The sequence below is a fragment of the Pseudomonas fluorescens genome (genome assembly GCF_902497785.1).
GTDB classification, from domain to species: domain Bacteria; phylum Pseudomonadota; class Gammaproteobacteria; order Pseudomonadales; family Pseudomonadaceae; genus Aquipseudomonas; species Aquipseudomonas fluorescens_BO.
This window is the reverse complement of sequence record NZ_CABVHK010000014.1, coordinates 173,684-190,701: the sequence shown is the minus strand read 5'-3', so window position 1 is coordinate 190,701 and position 17,018 is coordinate 173,684. Positions and strand designations below refer to the sequence as shown.

Genomic DNA, 17,018 nt, shown 5'->3' with positions numbered 1-17,018 from the left:
CCCCTCCTACAGTAATACCGCGACCAACCAAGTTGCACAAACTTACAAACTTACAAATTTGCCACTCGACACAACTCGACAACTAATCATCAGCAACACCCATGCGCCCCAGCGTACGCCACCCCCTGTGGGAGCGAGCTTGCTCGCGATGGACGTTAACGCTAACGCGTACTGCCTGAATAACTGCGCCACCCTCCTATTCATCGCGAGCAAGCTCGCTCCCACAAAGAACTTTAATCCTGGCGTAATAAAGTCGAATGAAGCTGAGCGCCCGCGAAAGCTCTCCTTACTGCCGACTAAATAATAAGAAATGAATGATGAAATCCAGACAACCCGATGTCGGGCATCCGCTTGTTCACGCCATCCCTTTTTATAAAGTTATCCATTAGCGCGATGTTTTTAGAAAGGACACTGCCAACATGCCACACTTTAAAATATACCGGACGTTGCTCAGCGTATCGTTATCGCTGGGCAGCCTGATGATCGCCGGTGGTGCAACTTACTGGCTATGGCCGAGCCAAACCGCGACCGCTCCGTCCCCCGCGTCGGTGCCTGTCACGACGGCCGAGGTTGGCCGCCGGGACGTTCCTGTCCTGATCCACGCCATCGGTTACGTACGCTCACTGCGCAGCGTCGATATCCGCTCGCAGGTGGATGGACTGCTGCTGGAGCTGCCGGTCAGCGAAGGACAGTTCGTCAAGAAAGGCGAGCTGCTGGCGCGTATGGATGATCGAGGCATTGCCGCGGCGCTGGAGCATGCCAAAGCTCAGCGCGCGGTCACCCAGGCGCAGTTGGTGTCGGCGACGCTTGACCTCAAGCGGTACCGCGAGCTCGCCAGCATCAACGCTGTTTCGGCGCAGATCCTCGACCAGCAACTGGCGCTGGTTGCGCAATTGCAAGCGACGATCAAGAGCCAGGATGCCACGGTGCTGGCCAGCCAGGTGCAGCTGACCCATACCCGCATTCACTCCCCTCTGGACGGCCGCGTAGGTATCCGCAATGTTCACGAAGGCAGCTACGTGAGGGCCAGTGACGCTCAAGCACTGTTTTCGGTCGTACAGCTGGACCCCATCAGCATCGAATCCGCTTTGCCTCAGTCCCGCCTCCCGCAACTGCAAGCGCTGATGAACCGTCCTGACACTTCATCAGCGGTCCTTCGAGCCCACTCCGCACACGATGGAACACTGCTGGGAGAGGGACGCCTGGAGTTGATCGACAATCGGGTTTCCGCCGATACCGGTACCGTGAGAATCAAAGGCACCGTTGCCAACCCACTTGGCCGGTTATGGCCGGACCAGTCAATCGTGATCAATCTCCAGGCCGGCACATTTCCAGATGCTCTGGTGGTGCCGCAGCGCTCGCTGCGTCAGGGAGCGCACAGTGCGTTTGTCTGGCGCATCAGTGACGGCAAGGCATTCGCGCAACCGGTGCAGGTCGAGTACGCGGATACAGAAATAGCTGTAGTCGATGGGCTGGAGGCCGGTGATCAGATTGTCACTGACGGCTATTCGCGGCTGACTTCGGGGGCGACGGTCAAGATTGTTCAATCCGCAGAGGCTGCTCAGGAAACGGTCGCCGACCGGAGCACGCTCCGATGACTGATCGCAATGTCTACGCCTGGTGCATGAATCGCCCGATAGGCACCCTCCTGCTGAGTCTTGCCATGGTCCTGCTTGGGGTCATTGCTTACCTGCGCCTGTCGATCGCTCCGCTGCCCGAGGCGGATTTTCCGACAATTCAGATCACTGCCGCATTGCCCGGCGCCAGCGCTCAAACCATGGCGTCCTCGGTAGCAACGCCACTCGAAGTTGAGCTCAGCTCGATCTCGGGCATCACCGAAATGACCTCCACCAGCGCGCTGAGCAAAGTGACCCTGACGCTGCAATTCAGCCTCGACAAAAATATCGACACCGCCGCTCAGGAGGTGCAAGTGGCGATCAATACCGCCTCCGCGCGCCTGCCCGCCGACATGCCCAGCCTGCCGACATGGCGCAAGGTGAACCCGGCGGATGGAGCCGTCATGATCATCGGCGCCTACTCGGACACGCTGTCGCTGATCGAAGTCAGCGATTTTGCCGAGACCGTACTGTCGCGGCGGCTCAGTCAACTGGAGGGCGTCGGCCTGATCAACGTCATCGGCCAACGTCGACCGGCGATCCGCATCCAGGCCCGACCGGAGGTACTCGCGGCAGCCGGAGTGACCCTGGCCGACATCCGCACGGCGGTGCAGCAAGCCAGCGTCAATCTGCCCAAAGGCGCGCTGTTCGGTGATCATCGAACCTCGAATCTGGAGGTGAATGACCAACTGTTCGAGCCGGTGGAGTATGAGAACGTCATCGTCACCTATCGCAACGGCGCCGCTGTGCGGGTGCGAGATCTGGCCAGTGTCTCGATGGGATCGGAAAACGACTACACGCAAAGCTGGCCGAACGGCCAGTCCGGTGTGTCACTGCTGATCCGCCGCCAGCCGGGCGCCAACATCGTCGCAACGGCCGACGCCATCAAGAATGCCCTGCCGAGCCTCCAGGCCGCGTTGCCGGCGAACATGACGCTTGAGGTCTTGAACGATCGCACCCGCACGATTCGCTCGTCATTGCACGAAGTTCAGCTGACGCTGGTGATCGCCATTATTCTGGTGATCGGCGTAATGGCGCTGTTTCTGCGGCAATGGTCAGCGACCCTGATCGTCACAACGGTGCTCGGGGTATCCCTCGTATCGACCTGTGCGGTGATGTACCTGGCGGGGTTCAGCCTGAACAACCTGACACTGGTGGCCATCGTCATCGCCGTCAGCTTCATCGTTGACGACGCCATCGTGGTGATCGAAAACATCCATCGTCATCTGGAGCTCGGTGAAGACAAACGCACGGCTGCGCTGAAGGGCGTCAGCGAGATCGGCTTCACGGTCGTGTCCATCAGCGTGTCATTGATTGCCGCCCTGATTCCTTTGCTGTTCATGGGCGGTGTGGTTGGGCGTTTGTTTCGCGAGTTCGCCTTGACGCTGGTAGCCGCCCTCGTCATTTCGGTGGTGGTCTGCCTGACGCTGGCGCCGACGCTGGCCGCTCTGTTCATGCAAGCACCCAAGCCTCATTCACACCCGGACAAGGGCCTCTTCTTCTGGCTGAGCGTCCGTTATGAGCATGCGCTGAACTGGGCGCTTGGGCACCAGCGCTGCATGCTGGGTATTTTTCTGGGCAGCGTGATGCTCAGTGTTGCCAGCTTCACGATCATCCCCAAGGGGTTTTTCCCCTTGCAGGACACAGCTTTCATCATGGGATTCACCCAGGCGTCTGCGGATATTTCTTATGAGGAAATGGTCGCCAAGCACAAAGAACTGGAGGCGATATTCAGCAAAGACCCGGCCATCATTACGTACAACCATGCCGTCGGAGGTAGCACGACCGACTCGATCAGTAATGGCCGGATGTGGCTGGTGTTGAACGACCCAGGCGAGCGGGACGAAACCGTCAGCCAAGTCATCGACCGGCTGCGCCCGCAACTGGCGACGGTAACGGGCATCCGGGTATCGCTGCGCGCCGTTCAGGACATCAACCTCAGCGCGGGTCAGCCCAGGGCTCAATATCAGTACGTACTGTTGGCGCAGAGCAGCGACGAACTGGCGACCTGGGCCACCGCGCTGGCGGATCGACTGCGGACCAGTCAATTGTTCCGTGACGTGTCCCACGACCTGCAACTGGATGCCAATATCACACGGATCACGCTGGATCGTGACGAAGCTGCACGTTATGGCTTCACCGCAAGAGACCTGGACAACGCGCTGTATGACGCATTCGGACAGCGACAAATCTCCGAGTACCAGACCGAAGTCAATCAATACAAAGTGGTGCTGGAATTGAGCACTGCACAACGGGGCAACACCGAGAGCCTGAGCTACTTGCATTTGCGCTCGCCGCTGACCGGCCAGATGGTTCCCTTGCTGGCGTTTGCGCGGATTGAGCCGCCCACCAGCGGCCCCGTCGTGATCAATCATAACGGGATGCGGCCGGCGGCCAATCTGTCGTTCAACCTGGCCCCGGGCGTCGCGTTGGGTGAGGCAGTGACCGTGCTACAAAACATGCAGCGCGAGCTCGGCATGCCAGCTTCGGTGAGCGGCACCTTTCAGGGCTCCGCTCAAGCATTCCAGTCATCACTGGCCAGCCAACCGTTTCTGATCCTTGCTGCGCTGATCGCCGTCTACATCATTCTTGGCATGCTCTATGAGAGCCTGGTGCATCCACTGACCATCCTTTCCACCTTGCCTTCGGCCGGTATCGGCGCGGTGCTGTTGCTCTGGGCGTGGCAGTTGGATTTTTCGATCATGGCATTGATCGGCCTGATTCTGCTGATCGGCATCGTCAAGAAAAACGGCATTCTGATGATCGATTTTGCCCTGCAGGCGCAACGCGAACATAACCTGTCGGCGCAGGAAGCGATCCATCGGGCCTGCCTGGCGCGCTTTCGGCCAATCTTGATGACCACCCTGGCGGCCCTGTTTGGCGCCGTACCTTTGATGCTCGCCTTCGGTACTGGCGCGGAATTGCGCGAGCCACTCGGCGTCGTCATTGTGGGTGGACTGATGCTCAGCCAGGTCCTGACTTTATTGACGACGCCGGTGGTATTTCTGGCGCTTGATCGCTTGTTCCATCGAGGCAAGCGTCAGCAGGAGATCGGTCTGCAACCAGCCGAATGACGGGCAGCGCCTTTTCGGCGCACAAACAAAAACGCCCCCGACCTTGCGGTCGGGGGCGTTTTTTTGTCAGCTAACTAAATGACTCAGTTACCGGACTTCTTGGCAGCGCGGGTACGCTCGCTTTCGCCCAGGATCTTCTTGCGAAGACGGATGGACTTAGGAGTGACTTCGCACAATTCGTCTTCTTGAACGAATTCCAGCGCTTGTTCCAGAGTGAAACGGATAGGCGGAACCAGAGCGATGGTTTCGTCTTTACCCGAAGCACGCATGTTGTCGAGCTTCTTGCCTTTGGTTGGGTTGACGCCCAGGTCGTTGTCGCGGCTGTTGATGCCGACGATTTGACCTTCGTACACGTCTTCGCCGTGACCCAGGAACAGTTTGCCGCGAGCTTGCAGGGTTTCCAGCGAGTAAGTCAGCGCCTTACCGGTAGCCACCGAAACCAGCACGCCGTTCTGACGGCCGGACATGTCGCCGGACTTCATCACGTCGTAACGGTCGAAGATCGAGGTCAGGATGCCTGCACCGGAGGTCAGGGTCAGGAACTCGTTACGGAAACCGATCAAGCCACGAGCCGGGATGTTGTACTCAAGGCGCACACGGCCCTTGCCATCCGGAACCATGTTGGTCAGGTCGCCTTTACGGATACCGATCTGCTCCATGATCGAACCTTGCGATTCTTCCGGCAGGTCGATGGTCACGTTTTCGTACGGTTCGTGCTTCACGCCGTCAACCATGCGGATGATCACTTCCGGACGACCAACACCCATTTCGAAGCCTTCGCGACGCATGGTTTCGATCAGTACCGAGAGGTGCAGCTCACCACGGCCGGAGACTTTGAACTTGTCAGCCGAGTCGCCTTCTTCAACGCGCAGAGCAACGTTGTACAGCAGCTCTTTGTCCAGACGTTCCTTGATGTTACGGCTGGTCACGAACTTGCCTTCTTTACCGCAGAAAGGCGAGTCGTTTACCTGGAAGGTCATGGAAACGGTTGGTTCGTCAACGGTCAGCGGCTTCATCGCTTCGACGTTCAGTGGGTCGCACAGAGTGTCGGAGATGAACAGCTGGTCGAAGCCGCTGATGCAGACGATGTCGCCGGCAGCTGCTTCTTCAACGTCGATGCGGTGCAGACCGTGGTGACCCATCAGCTTCAGGATACGGCCGTTGCGCTTCTTGCCGTCGGCGTCGATAGCGACAACCGGAGTGTTCGGCTTGATGCGACCACGAGCGATACGGCCAACGCCGATAACACCCAGGAAGCTGTTGTAGTCCAGAGCGGAAATTTGCATCTGGAACGGACCGTCACGGTCGACTTTCGGCGCGGGTACGTTGTCGACGATCGACTGGTACAGCGGGGTCATGTCTTCAGCCATGTCGGTGTGTTCCAGACCGGCAATGCCGTTCAGGGCCGAGGCGTAGACGACTTTGAAGTCCAGCTGTTCTTCGGTGGCACCGAGGTTGTCGAACAGGTCGAAGATCTGGTCCAGAACCCAGTCCGGACGTGCGCCTGGACGGTCAACCTTGTTGATTACCACGATTGGACGCAGGCCGGCTTCGAAAGCCTTCTTGGTCACAAAACGGGTTTGCGGCATAGGGCCGTCTTGAGCGTCAACCAGCAGCAGAACGGAGTCAACCATCGACATTACACGTTCAACTTCACCGCCGAAGTCGGCGTGGCCCGGGGTGTCCACGATGTTGATGTGGAAGCCGTTCCAGTTGATGGCGGTGTTTTTCGCCAGAATGGTAATACCGCGTTCTTTCTCCTGGTCGTTGGAGTCCATCACGCGCTCGTCGTTGAGCTCGTTGCGCTCCAGGGTGCCGGATTGACGCAAGAGTTTGTCTACCAGGGTGGTTTTACCATGGTCAACGTGAGCAATGATGGCGATGTTGCGTAGATTTTCGATCACTTGTGTATCTCGATCAGAGGATTCGGTGTGCTGACAAGTCTTGGCAGCGATTAACAGTAGAGTCAGGCCTTGCCGTTACAGCTTGACGGCAGAGTCGGGGGGCCGGTGACGCAGGCCACAGGCAAACAGCCCCGGGCTCTTAGCTCGGTCGATAAACGCGCACATTGGCATGCCCCTCACTGAGCAAATGGTGGGCATGCAGGCGACTCATCACGCCTTTGTCGCAATACAGCAGGTACTGGCGAGTAGGGTCCAGTTCCTTGAAACGAGCGTTCAGTGCATAAAACGGCATCGTCTGTACCTCAATGCCCGCGAGTTCCAGCGGCTCCTCTTCAGCGCCATCCGGGTGACGGATGTCGATGACGATCTGGCCCGCCAGTGCTTCGCTGACTTCTTCGATTTGCAAATCCTGGCCCAATTCGTCGATCACCCGATCGATCGGCACCAGTTTGGCGTTCTCGAGCGCACGCTCAAGGACTGCCATGTCGAATTCTTTCTCTTCATGCTCCACACGCGGACGCTTGGCGTGGGTCTTTGGGTTCACCGAGATGACCCCGCAGTATTCCGGCATGTGCTTGGCGAAATCGGCAGTGCCGATTTCGTTGGCCAGGTCGATGATGTCCTGCTTGTGACTGGCGATCAGCGGACGCAAGACCAGCTTGTCGGTCACGCAGTCGATCACGGACAGGTTTGGCAACGTCTGGCTCGACACCTGGGAGATCGCCTCACCGGTGACCAGCGCTTCGATTTCCAGCCGATCGGCAATACGGGAGGCAGCGCGCAACATCATACGCTTCAAAACCACACCCATATGACTGTTATCGACTTTCCCGAGAATTTCTCCCAGTACTTCCTCGAAAGGCACACTGACAAATAACACGCGTTGGGAGCTGCCGTACTTCTTCCAGATGAAGTGCGCGACTTCCATGACGCCCAGTTCATGGGCCCGCCCGCCCAGATTGAAGAAGCAGAAATGGCTCATCAGGCCACGGCGCATGATCTGGTAAGCGGCCACGGTCGAGTCGAAGCCACCGGACATCAGCACAAGCGTCTGTTCCAGGGCACCCAGCGGATATCCGCCGATGCTGTTGTGCTGGTTGTGGATCACAAACAACCGTTTGTCGCGAATTTCGATCCGGACTTCGATTTCCGGCTCTTTCAGCGAGATTCCAGCGGCGCCGCACTGACGACGCAGCTGGCTGCCGACGTATTTCTCGACGTCCATCGAACTGAATTCATGCTTGCCGGCACGCTTGCAGCGCACCGAAAAAATCTTCCCGGCCAGTGCATCGCCGAAGTGCTGTTTGCATTTGGCGACGATGTCGTCGAAGTCACCCAGCGGGTACTCGTCGACTTGCAGGAAATGCGCGATACCCGGCATGCAGCTCAGGCGCTCGGTCATCTCCTTCAGTACTTTGGGCTCGGCCACGCGGGTTTCAAGCTCGAGATTGTCCCACACACCGTTCACCACCACGGCCGGGTCCAGGTCGCGGAGCACGGTGCGGATGTTTTTGGCCAACTGGCGGATGAAACGCATCCGTACCGGGCGGCTCTTGATGGTGATCTCGGGGAAGACTTTTACGATTAGTTTCATGAAAACAGCGCGCGCTGGGCCAGCCGAAAAAGGGGGGCGCGGATTATAGCGGAAATTGCTCAAGGTTTAACCAGTTAATGTGCAGAAGGTTTTGCGCGCACCAAAACGGGTCATTTGTAGATTTTAACGCCACATTGTAGGGCGAGATTTTCCCGCTATCGGCGCTTTGTACCTTTATAAGCGTGATTTTGGAGCAAAAAACCCATGGTGGGGCACTGGCATGCAATTTGCTCCCTTGTGAGGCAGGTTGCCTTGGCAGAGTATGCGCGCCGGCATCACAAACATTTAAGGGCATCCACTACCCGCCCTATTCCACCCGGAGGACACTATGTCGAAGTCGGTTCAACTCATCAAAGATCATGACGTCAAGTGGATTGATCTGCGCTTCACGGACACCAAAGGCACTCAGCACCACGTGACCATGCCGGCTCGCGACGCGCTGGATGACGCTTTCTTTGAAGAAGGCAAGATGTTCGACGGTTCCTCCATCGCCGGCTGGAAAGGCATCGAAGCTTCCGACATGATCCTGATGCCGGACGACAGCACCGCCGTGCTGGACCCGTTCACCGAAGAGCCGACCCTGATCCTGGTGTGCGACGTGATCGAGCCTTCGACCATGCAAGGCTACGACCGCGACCCACGTGCGATCGCCAAGCGTGCCGAGGAATACCTGAAGTCGACCGGTATCGGTGACACCGTATTCGTAGGTCCGGAGCCAGAATTCTTCATCTTCGACGAAGTGAAGTTCAAGTCCGACATCTCCGGCTCGATGTTCAAAATCTTCTCCGAACAAGGTTCGTGGATGTCCGACCAGGACGTGGAAGGCGGCAACCGTGGCCACCGTCCAGGCGTCAAAGGCGGCTACTTCCCTGTTCCGCCATTCGACCACGACCACGAAATCCGTACCTCCATGTGCAACGCCATGGAAGAAATGGGCCTGGTCATTGAAGTTCACCACCACGAAGTGGCGACTGCCGGTCAGAACGAAATCGGCGTGAAGTTCAACACCCTGGTTGCCAAGGCTGACGAAGTTCAGACCCTGAAATACTGCGTACACAACGTTGCCGACGCATACGGCCGCACCGCGACCTTCATGCCTAAGCCGCTGTATGGCGACAACGGTTCGGGCATGCACGTCCACCTGTCGATCGCCAAAGACGGCAAGAACACCTTCGCTGGCGAAGGCTATGCCGGCCTGTCCGACACCGCGCTGTTCTTCATCGGCGGCATCATCAAGCACGGTAAGGCCCTGAACGGCTTCACCAACCCGTCGACCAACTCCTACAAGCGTCTGGTCCCAGGTTTCGAAGCTCCGGTAATGCTGGCCTACTCGGCTCGCAACCGTTCCGCTTCGATCCGTATTCCTTACGTGTCCAGCCCTCGCGCTCGCCGTATCGAAGCCCGCTTCCCGGATCCGGCAGCCAACCCGTATCTGGGCTTCGCTGCACTGTTGATGGCTGGCCTGGACGGCATCCAGAACAAGATCCACCCTGGCGACGCAGCTGACAAAAACCTGTACGACCTGCCGCCTGAAGAGGCGAAAGAGATCCCACAAGTTTGCGGCAGCCTGAAAGAAGCCCTGGAAGAGCTGGATAAAGGTCGCGCGTTCCTGACCAAAGGCGGCGTGTTCTCCGATGACTTCATCGACGCTTACATCGCTCTGAAAAGCGAAGAAGAAATCAAGGTCCGCACCTTCGTACACCCACTGGAATACGAGCTGTACTACAGCTGCTGATCCGGTAGCGCCTGCGCAAGCGGCGTGACAAAAAGAGGCCTCCTTCGGGAGGCCTTTTTTATGCCCACAATTCAGGCCCGACGAAGAACCCCTGTGGGAGCGAGCTTGCTCGCGATGGCGATTGCACATTCAACATTGATGTCGCCTGAATCACCGCCATCGCGAGCAAGCTCGCTCCCACAGGTTTTGTGGTGACGGGAGGACATCGGTAAATCATGCCCAAATGTTTACCACTTGGGCCAACCGCCGCCACTGACCTATGCTGCACCCCAACGCTTTCGTTTCTGGTCGATTTTATGGGTCGTGGTTTTCTTTTGATGTTGCTGTTGATCGCCCTGCCCGTCGCAGCGCAGATCTATAAGTACACCGACGCCGCCGGCAATACCGCCTACAGCAATCAGCCACCCGATGGCGTGAAAGCTCAGCCGGTCGAGTTGCCGCCGCTCAACAGCGTCGAGCGCCAGGCGCCTCCTGCTCCACCCACCGAAGCCACCAGCCGCGAACAGCCGCGCAGCGCCTACGAGGTGCTGGAGCTGACCAACCTGCCCACCACCGAAGCGCTGCGTGCCAACAACGGCACCTTCACCGTCAACGTCCTGATCAAACCGCGCCTGCAAGGGCCGCATTTATTCAAGCTGTTGCTCGACGATCAGCCCTACGGCCAGCCGAGCAACGTGCCGATCCTGCAACTGGTCAACGTTGATCGCGGCACTCACAGCCTCGCGGTCCAGGTGATCGACGGGGAAAACATTGTCCAGCAGAGTCCGACCGTGACCTTCACCGTGCAACGGGTGCATACGCCGTGAGGTTATGGCTGCTGATCGCCTGTCTGTTCGCCCTGCCTGCATCGGCCGAGGTGTTCACCTATGTCGATGCCCAGGGCAATCGGGTGTTCACCGATCGGCCTGGTTCCGGCAACGCCAAGCGCGTGCCGCTGGCCACGAGTAATCGCATGTCCGCCCATCCTGCCGGCACAGCGCCTTCGATCGCCGAGAAAAAAACCGCCACCAAGCCCCCGCTCCATTACGACATGCTTCGCGTGCTGGTGCCCGACCCCGACGCCACCATTCGCAGTAGCGCCGGCGAGCTGATTGTCAGTATCACCAGCGAACCGGGCCTGCAACGCGGTCATCGTTATCGCTTGCTGCTGGACGGCCAACCCACCGCCGAACCGGGCCCAAGCCCGGTGTTTGCCCTGAGCAACATCGATCGCGGCAGCCATCACCTGTCTGTTGAAATTCTCGACGAGCACGGCCGTACCGTCGAACGTACGGCCAATCAACCGTTCCACATGCTGCGTATCTCCCTCGCGCAGAAACGCCAGGTCAAACCCTGCACGCTGAGCGACTACGGTTTGCGTCCGGAATGTCCGCTCAAAGACAAACCTGAAGACGAAAAAAACACGTTCTTACCCTTCTTCTGACACCGTTCAGCTTTGCGCACTATATTGGTGCGAAAGGTTGCACCGTACTCACCTACCATCCCATTTTGGTTCAAAAATACCCGTGCAAGCTGGCATAACGCCACGCGAACGCGCGTCAAACGCCTGTTTCACGCCTTTAACGCTTCTTTTCGGAGCCTTGGTTTGGTTTTTGCATTTTCCTTGTATCGGCGCGTCATCCACGCGCACGCCCTGCTCCAAAAGAGGTCCTGATGACCATTAGCGACGCACTGCATCGACTGCTGCTCGACAACCTGACCACCGCCACCATTCTGCTCGACGCCGAACTGCGCCTCGAGTACATGAACCCGGCGGCAGAGATGCTCCTGGCCATCAGCGGCCAGCGCAGCCATGGGCAGTTCATCAGTGAGTTGTTCACCGAATCCCCCGAAGCGCTCAATTCCCTGCGCCAGGCGGTCGAGCAGGCACATCCGTTTACCAAGCGTGAAGCAATGCTCACCGCCCTCACCGGTCAGACACTGACTGTCGACTACGCGGTAACGCCGATTCTGGCCAACGGCGCCACCCTGCTGTTGCTGGAAGTCCACCCGCGGGATCGCTTGCTGCGCATCACCAAAGAAGAGGCACAACTGTCCAAACAGGAAACCAGCAAGATGCTGGTGCGCGGTCTGGCTCACGAAATCAAGAATCCGCTGGGCGGAATTCGCGGCGCAGCCCAACTACTCGCCCGCGAATTGCCGGAAGAAAGCCTGCGCGATTACACCAACGTGATCATCGAAGAAGCCGACCGCCTGCGAAACCTGGTCGATCGCATGCTCGGCTCCAACAAGCTGCCGTCACTGGCGATGTGCAATATTCACGAGGTGCTGGAACGCGTCTGTCATCTGGTGGAAGCCGAAAGCCAGGGTTGCATCACGCTGGTGCGCGACTACGACCCAAGCATTCCCGACGTGTTGATCGACCGTGAGCAAATGATCCAGGCGGTGCTGAACATCGTGCGCAACGCCATGCAGGCCATCAGCAGCCAGAACGAGCTGCGCCTGGGCCGCATCAGTCTGCGCACCCGCGCGATGCGCCAGTTCACCATCGGCCACGTGCGTCATCGCCTGGCGACCAAGATCGAAATCATCGACAACGGCCCCGGTATTCCGGCGGACCTGCAAGAAACCATCTTCTTTCCCATGGTCAGTGGCCGTCCGGACGGTACCGGGCTGGGCCTGGCCATTACCCAGAACATCATCAGCCAGCACCAGGGCCTGATCGAATGTGACAGCCATCCAGGCCACACCACCTTCTCGATCTTTCTGCCACTGGAACAAGGAGCCACATCGACATGAGCCGTAGTGAAACCGTGTGGATCGTCGATGACGACCGTTCTATCCGTTGGGTCCTGGAAAAAGCTTTGCAGCAAGAAGGCATGACCACGCAGAGCTTCGACAGCGCCGATGGCGTGATGAGCCGCCTGGCGCGCCAACAGCCGGACGTGATCATCTCCGACATTCGCATGCCGGGAGCCAGCGGTCTGGACCTTCTGGCACGGATTCGCGAACAACACCCACGGTTGCCGGTGATTATCATGACCGCGCACTCGGATCTGGACAGCGCTGTCGCGTCCTATCAGGGCGGTGCGTTCGAGTACCTGCCCAAGCCGTTCGACGTTGATGAAGCGGTTTCACTGGTCAAACGCGCCAATCAGCACGCTCAGGAGCAGCAAGGCCTCGAAGTCCCGGTGGCCCTGACCCGCACGCCGGAAATCATCGGCGAAGCGCCGGCGATGCAGGAGGTGTTTCGTGCCATCGGCCGCTTGAGCCATTCCAATATCACCGTACTGATCAACGGCGAATCCGGGACCGGTAAAGAACTGGTCGCCCACGCGCTGCACCGCCACAGCCCACGGGCCGCTTCGCCGTTCATTGCGTTGAACATGGCGGCGATCCCTAAAGACTTGATGGAATCCGAGCTGTTCGGCCACGAGAAAGGCGCTTTTACGGGCGCGGCCAACCTGCGTCGCGGTCGTTTCGAACAGGCTGACGGTGGCACGCTGTTCCTCGACGAAATCGGCGACATGCCGGCCGACACGCAAACCCGCCTGCTGCGCGTCTTGGCAGACGGCGAGTTCTATCGCGTCGGCGGTCACGTTCCAGTGAAGGTCGACGTGCGAATCATCGCCGCAACGCACCAGAATCTGGAAACCCTGGTGCACGCCGGGAAATTCCGCGAAGACTTGTTCCACCGCCTCAACGTGATCCGCATTCATATTCCACGGCTGTCGGATCGTCGCGAAGATATTCCGACCCTGGCCAAGCATTTCCTCAGCCGCGCCGCGCAAGAACTGGCGGTCGAGCCGAAGTTGCTTAAAAGCGAGACCGAGGAATACCTGAAGAACCTGCCGTGGGGCGGCAACGTGCGTCAGCTGGAGAATACGTGTCGCTGGATCACGGTGATGGCTTCGGGTCGCGAAGTGCACATCAGCGACCTGCCGCCGGAGCTGCTGAACCTGCCGCAGGATTCGGCGCCAGTGACCAACTGGGAGCAGGCGCTGCGCCAGTGGGCCGATCAGGCGTTGGCGCGCGGCCAGTCGAGTTTGCTCGACAGCGCCGTGCCGACATTCGAACGAATCATGATCGAGACGGCGCTCAAGCACACCGCTGGCCGCCGCCGTGATGCTGCGGTGTTGCTGGGTTGGGGGCGCAACACCCTGACTCGCAAGATCAAGGAATTGGGGATGAAGGTGGATGGTGGGGATGATGATGAAGGGGAGGAGGGCTAGGTTCCACGCTGAAACTCAGTCGTAAGCGAAAAGATCGCAGCCTTCGGCAGCTCCTACAGGTGTACACAAAACCCGTAGGAGCTGCCGAAGGCTGCGATCTTTTTTTGCCCCCCGGATAGGAACGTGCACCTGCGCAATGCACCGTGAACCGCAATCGCGCACAACTGCTGATTCAAAAGCCTGCCGTTTTTCGCAATCGAACCACTACCGAAAAAACACGAAAGCCCCGTATTACGGGGCTTTCGGCGCTTCGGGCAGTATTTTTGTTTCAACCTGTTAAAACCTGGCACGCCCCCTGCAATAGTCCATTCAGTGATTCAGTTCACTATCCGGTTTCGGGGACCTTGGTACAGGCAGGCCGGGGATTCCCCTCTTTACATCGGGCTCACACCGCACCCGCGACGAGCCCAACAGTTTTGGGGCCCTTGATACAGGCAGGTCAGGGGTTCCTTCTTTACACCGGGCTCACGACGCAATGCGCGAGCCCTGCCGTTTCGGGAACCTTGGTACAGGCAGGCCGGGGATTCCCTCTTTTATTGCTCTCGGAGATGGATCTCCAGCCGCCAGCGGTCATCGACCTCGCTACCGGCCCATTCACCCTGCAGGGGCCGGGCCGCCACCACGGACAGCAACAACCCCCCATCACTCCGACGCACCCGCCAGTTCACGTTTTTGTCGTTGAGCTTGAGCTGACCTTTCTGCGACTTGCCTTCAGCCATGAACAGCAGCGCCAGGCTGCCGTCGACAAATTCGCCATGAGTCTTGGGTTCATTATTGAACCACACCACCAGCCCGTCGTTCGTCACCTCGACCTGCTGCAGCTCGCTGGGGTCGGGCGTGGTCAGGCGGCCGATCATCAGCCCCACCATCACCCCGACAATCGCCAGCGAAGCCATCACTCGCGGGAATAGTTTCGAACGCGAGTCTGCTTGCGGCGTAGAATGCGCGTCATCTTTACGTTCGGAGCCGTGCATGTTTCACGTCATCCTTTTCCAACCAGAAATTCCGCCGAATACCGGCAACGTTATCAGGCTATGCGCCAACAGTGGCTGCCACCTGCATTTGATCGAACCGCTGGGCTTCGAGATGGACGACAAGCGCCTGCGCCGGGCCGGGCTCGATTACCACGAGTATGCCACCCTGCAACGCCACGCCGACCTCGCCAGCTGCCTGGAAAGCCTCGGCCATCCTCGATTGTTCGCCTTTACGACCAAGGGTTCGCGGCCGTTCCACGATGCGAGCTTCGCCGAGGGCGATGCCTTCCTGTTCGGCCCGGAAAGCCGGGGCTTGCCGGCGGAAGTGCTCGACGCCCTGCCCGGCGAACAGCGTCTGCGCTTGCCGATGCGTGAAGGCTGCCGCAGCCTGAACCTGTCGAACACCGTGGCGGTAGCCGTCTATGAAGGCTGGCGCCAGTTGGGCTTCAAGTAACCCGACGATCCCATGTAGGAGCTGCCGAAGGCTGCGATCTTTTGATCTTAAAAATCAAAGTCAAAAGATCGCAGCCTTCGGCAGCTCCTACAAGGATTCGTTTGCTCCATGAAAAAAGCGCCTTTGAAGGCGCTTTTTTCATGGAGCAAACGACACTTTTATTGAACGGTCGGCGTCTCGCCAGCCGCCTGCATGCGTTGCAGTTCCTGTGCGTACAGCGCGTCGAAGTTCACCGGGGCCAGCATCAGTGCCGGGAACGAACCGCGGGTCACCAGGCTGTCCAGGGTTTCGCGAGCGTACGGGAACAGGATGTTCGGGCAGAACGCGCCGAGGGTGTGGCTCATCGATGCGTCGTCGAGGTTCTTGATCAGGAAGATCCCGGCCTGTTGCACTTCCGCGATGAACGCCACTTCGTCACCGTTTTTAACGGTCACGGACAAGGTCAGCACAACTTCGTGGAAGTCGCCTTCCAGGGCCTTTTGACGAGTGTTCAGATCTAGACCGACGCTCGGCTCCCACTGCTGGCGGAAGATCGCCGGGCTTTTCGGGGCTTCGAAGGACAAGTCACGTACGTAGATGCGCTGCAAGGAAAATTGCGGTGCGGTTTCTTCTTCGCTGGCTGCAGTGTTCTGTTGGTCAGTCATCTCAGATCCTTTCTGATCTTGGGGTCTTATAGGGAAGGCATTCAGGCCTTGAGCATGGCGTCGAGCTTGCCCGAGCGCTCAAGGGCAAACAAATCATCACAGCCACCGACGTGGCGTTCACCGATCCAGATCTGCGGCACGGACGTGCGCCCCGCCTTCTGGGCCATGGCGGCGCGCACCTGCGGCTTGCCATCGACCTTGATCTCTTCGAAGGCCACGCCTTTGTTCTCGAGCAGTTGCTTGGCCCGGGAACAATAACCGCAGTAATCGCTGGAATAGACGACGACGTGGCTCATATCACTTCACCAGCGGCAGATTGTCGCCTTTCCAGCTGGAAATCCCGCCGGACAGCTTGGCGGCGGTGTAGCCCGACTTCATCAGCTCCCGAGCGTGGGTGCCGGCGGTCTGGCCCATGGCATCGACCAGAATGATGGTCTTGGCCTTGTGCTTTTCCAGCTCGCCGACGCGAGCGGTGAGTTTGTCGTGAGGAATGTTCAACGCGCCAACGATATGACCCGCGGCGAAATCCTTGACCGGGCGAATGTCGATCACCACGCCGGCGTCCTTGTTGACCAGGCCGGTCAATTCACCGGTGCTCAGGCTGCGGCCGCCGCCTTGCATCTGATAGGCGATCAGCAACGCCAGCAGTACGACGAAGATACCGACGAGCAGATAGTGGTTAGTGGCAAATTCAATCAGGTGAGCAACCATCGAAGGAGGTTCCAGGGCGTTAAAATGTCGGCCAGTATACACAGCCACTATGGTGGGCCAAACCCCGTCCGGCGGTGACGTGGCCGGAACTTCGCTTTAAACTGCCACTCCCTTTTCCATTGCCCTCTTTAATTCAGCCA

The 17,018-nt window shown here is 58.7% G+C and carries 14 protein-coding genes; 8 read left to right on the top strand and 6 right to left on the bottom strand.

Features of this window, described 5'->3' with window-relative positions:
- Nucleotides 1–419: 419 nt before the first annotated feature.
- A complete protein-coding gene (locus tag F8N62_RS21380; protein ID WP_224791391.1) occupies nucleotides 420–1,598 on the top strand; it encodes an efflux RND transporter periplasmic adaptor subunit in 1,179 nt (392 codons plus the stop codon).
- Nucleotides 1,595–4,690, top strand: a complete 3,096-nt coding sequence (locus tag F8N62_RS21375; RefSeq protein WP_150712543.1) for an efflux RND transporter permease subunit — start codon at nucleotides 1,595–1,597, stop codon at nucleotides 4,688–4,690. Before F8N62_RS21380 ends, F8N62_RS21375 begins: the two co-directional genes overlap by 4 nt.
- 83 nt (nucleotides 4,691–4,773) lie before the next feature.
- On the opposite strand, the gene typA is transcribed toward F8N62_RS21375, so the two are convergent.
- Both typA and thiI read right to left on the bottom strand, forming a co-directional pair.
- Nucleotides 4,774–6,594 (bottom strand): translational GTPase TypA, encoded by a 1,821-nt coding sequence (typA, locus tag F8N62_RS21370; RefSeq protein ID WP_150712542.1) that lies wholly within the window; start codon nucleotides 6,592–6,594, stop codon nucleotides 4,774–4,776.
- A gap of 139 nt (nucleotides 6,595–6,733) precedes the next feature.
- Complete coding sequence (thiI, locus tag F8N62_RS21365) at nucleotides 6,734–8,188, bottom strand: tRNA uracil 4-sulfurtransferase ThiI (RefSeq protein ID WP_150712541.1); 1,455 nt, start codon at nucleotides 8,186–8,188, stop codon at nucleotides 6,734–6,736.
- Between the two features lie 328 nt (nucleotides 8,189–8,516).
- Between thiI and glnA the strand changes: the two genes are divergently transcribed.
- From glnA to ntrC, 5 genes are all read left to right on the top strand, one after another.
- Entirely contained in the window at nucleotides 8,517–9,923 is a 1,407-nt protein-coding gene (gene glnA, locus F8N62_RS21355) for a glutamate--ammonia ligase (protein WP_150712539.1), read from the top strand.
- Nucleotides 9,924–10,219: 296 nt separating this feature from the next.
- The gene (locus tag F8N62_RS21350) at nucleotides 10,220–10,729 is read left to right on the top strand and encodes a DUF4124 domain-containing protein (protein ID WP_150712538.1); all 510 of its coding nucleotides are present in this window, start codon (nucleotides 10,220–10,222) and stop codon (nucleotides 10,727–10,729) included.
- A complete protein-coding gene (locus F8N62_RS21345) occupies nucleotides 10,726–11,346 on the top strand; it encodes a DUF4124 domain-containing protein (protein WP_150712537.1) in 621 nt (206 codons plus the stop codon). The genes F8N62_RS21350 and F8N62_RS21345 overlap by 4 nt, the downstream gene beginning before the upstream one ends.
- A gap of 230 nt (nucleotides 11,347–11,576) precedes the next feature.
- Nucleotides 11,577–12,662, top strand: a complete 1,086-nt coding sequence (gene glnL / locus F8N62_RS21340; RefSeq protein ID WP_150712536.1) for a nitrogen regulation protein NR(II) — start codon at nucleotides 11,577–11,579, stop codon at nucleotides 12,660–12,662.
- Nucleotides 12,659–14,095: a nitrogen regulation protein NR(I) gene (ntrC, locus tag F8N62_RS21335; RefSeq protein WP_150712535.1), complete on the top strand. Its 1,437-nt coding sequence runs from the start codon at nucleotides 12,659–12,661 to the stop codon at nucleotides 14,093–14,095. Before glnL ends, ntrC begins: the two co-directional genes overlap by 4 nt.
- Nucleotides 14,096–14,628: 533 nt before the next feature.
- Here ntrC and F8N62_RS21330 read toward each other — a convergent pair.
- Nucleotides 14,629–15,069 carry a hypothetical protein gene (locus F8N62_RS21330; protein WP_150712534.1) on the bottom strand — a complete coding sequence of 147 codons (441 nt, stop codon included), beginning with the start codon at nucleotides 15,067–15,069 and terminating at the stop codon, nucleotides 14,629–14,631.
- On the opposite strand from F8N62_RS21330, the gene F8N62_RS21325 reads away from it, so the two are divergent.
- Nucleotides 15,068–15,523 (top strand): tRNA (cytidine(34)-2'-O)-methyltransferase, encoded by a 456-nt coding sequence (locus F8N62_RS21325; protein WP_007949025.1) that lies wholly within the window; start codon nucleotides 15,068–15,070, stop codon nucleotides 15,521–15,523. The two genes, F8N62_RS21330 and F8N62_RS21325, sit on opposite strands and share 2 nt — an antisense overlap.
- Nucleotides 15,524–15,681: 158 nt before the next feature.
- Here F8N62_RS21325 and secB read toward each other — a convergent pair whose 3' ends face one another.
- The 3 genes from secB to F8N62_RS21310 are packed head-to-tail and all read right to left on the bottom strand — an operon-like array spanning nucleotide 15,682 to nucleotide 16,878.
- On the bottom strand, nucleotides 15,682–16,167 hold the full coding sequence (gene secB / locus F8N62_RS21320) for a protein-export chaperone SecB (protein ID WP_007949026.1): 486 nt from the start codon (nucleotides 16,165–16,167) through the stop codon (nucleotides 15,682–15,684).
- 41 nt (nucleotides 16,168–16,208) lie between these two features.
- On the bottom strand, nucleotides 16,209–16,463 hold the full coding sequence (gene grxC, locus F8N62_RS21315) for a glutaredoxin 3 (protein WP_150712533.1): 255 nt from the start codon (nucleotides 16,461–16,463) through the stop codon (nucleotides 16,209–16,211).
- Between the two features lies 1 nt (nucleotide 16,464).
- On the bottom strand, nucleotides 16,465–16,878 hold the full coding sequence (locus F8N62_RS21310) for a rhodanese-like domain-containing protein (RefSeq protein WP_150712532.1): 414 nt from the start codon (nucleotides 16,876–16,878) through the stop codon (nucleotides 16,465–16,467).
- Between the last annotated feature and the right edge of the window lie 140 nt (nucleotides 16,879–17,018).

What these genes read in the sequence shown, in the direction of transcription:
- F8N62_RS21325 (WP_007949025.1), top strand. Translation starts at nt 15,068, where the DNA reads ATGTTTCACGTCATCCTTTTCCAACCAGAAATTCCGCCGAATACCGGC.
- F8N62_RS21350 (WP_150712538.1), top strand. Translation starts at nt 10,220, where the DNA reads ATGGGTCGTGGTTTTCTTTTGATGTTGCTGTTGATCGCCCTGCCCGTC.
- grxC (WP_150712533.1), bottom strand. Translation starts at nt 16,463, where the DNA reads ATGAGCCACGTCGTCGTCTATTCCAGCGATTACTGCGGTTATTGTTCC.
- F8N62_RS21330 (WP_150712534.1), bottom strand. Translation starts at nt 15,069, where the DNA reads ATGCACGGCTCCGAACGTAAAGATGACGCGCATTCTACGCCGCAAGCA.
- F8N62_RS21380 (WP_224791391.1), top strand. Translation starts at nt 420, where the DNA reads ATGCCACACTTTAAAATATACCGGACGTTGCTCAGCGTATCGTTATCG.
- F8N62_RS21375 (WP_150712543.1), top strand. Translation starts at nt 1,595, where the DNA reads ATGACTGATCGCAATGTCTACGCCTGGTGCATGAATCGCCCGATAGGC.
- glnL (WP_150712536.1), top strand. Translation starts at nt 11,577, where the DNA reads ATGACCATTAGCGACGCACTGCATCGACTGCTGCTCGACAACCTGACC.
- F8N62_RS21310 (WP_150712532.1), bottom strand. Translation starts at nt 16,878, where the DNA reads ATGGTTGCTCACCTGATTGAATTTGCCACTAACCACTATCTGCTCGTC.
- secB (WP_007949026.1), bottom strand. Translation starts at nt 16,167, where the DNA reads ATGACTGACCAACAGAACACTGCAGCCAGCGAAGAAGAAACCGCACCG.
- thiI (WP_150712541.1), bottom strand. Translation starts at nt 8,188, where the DNA reads ATGAAACTAATCGTAAAAGTCTTCCCCGAGATCACCATCAAGAGCCGC.
- ntrC (WP_150712535.1), top strand. Translation starts at nt 12,659, where the DNA reads ATGAGCCGTAGTGAAACCGTGTGGATCGTCGATGACGACCGTTCTATC.
- glnA (WP_150712539.1), top strand. Translation starts at nt 8,517, where the DNA reads ATGTCGAAGTCGGTTCAACTCATCAAAGATCATGACGTCAAGTGGATT.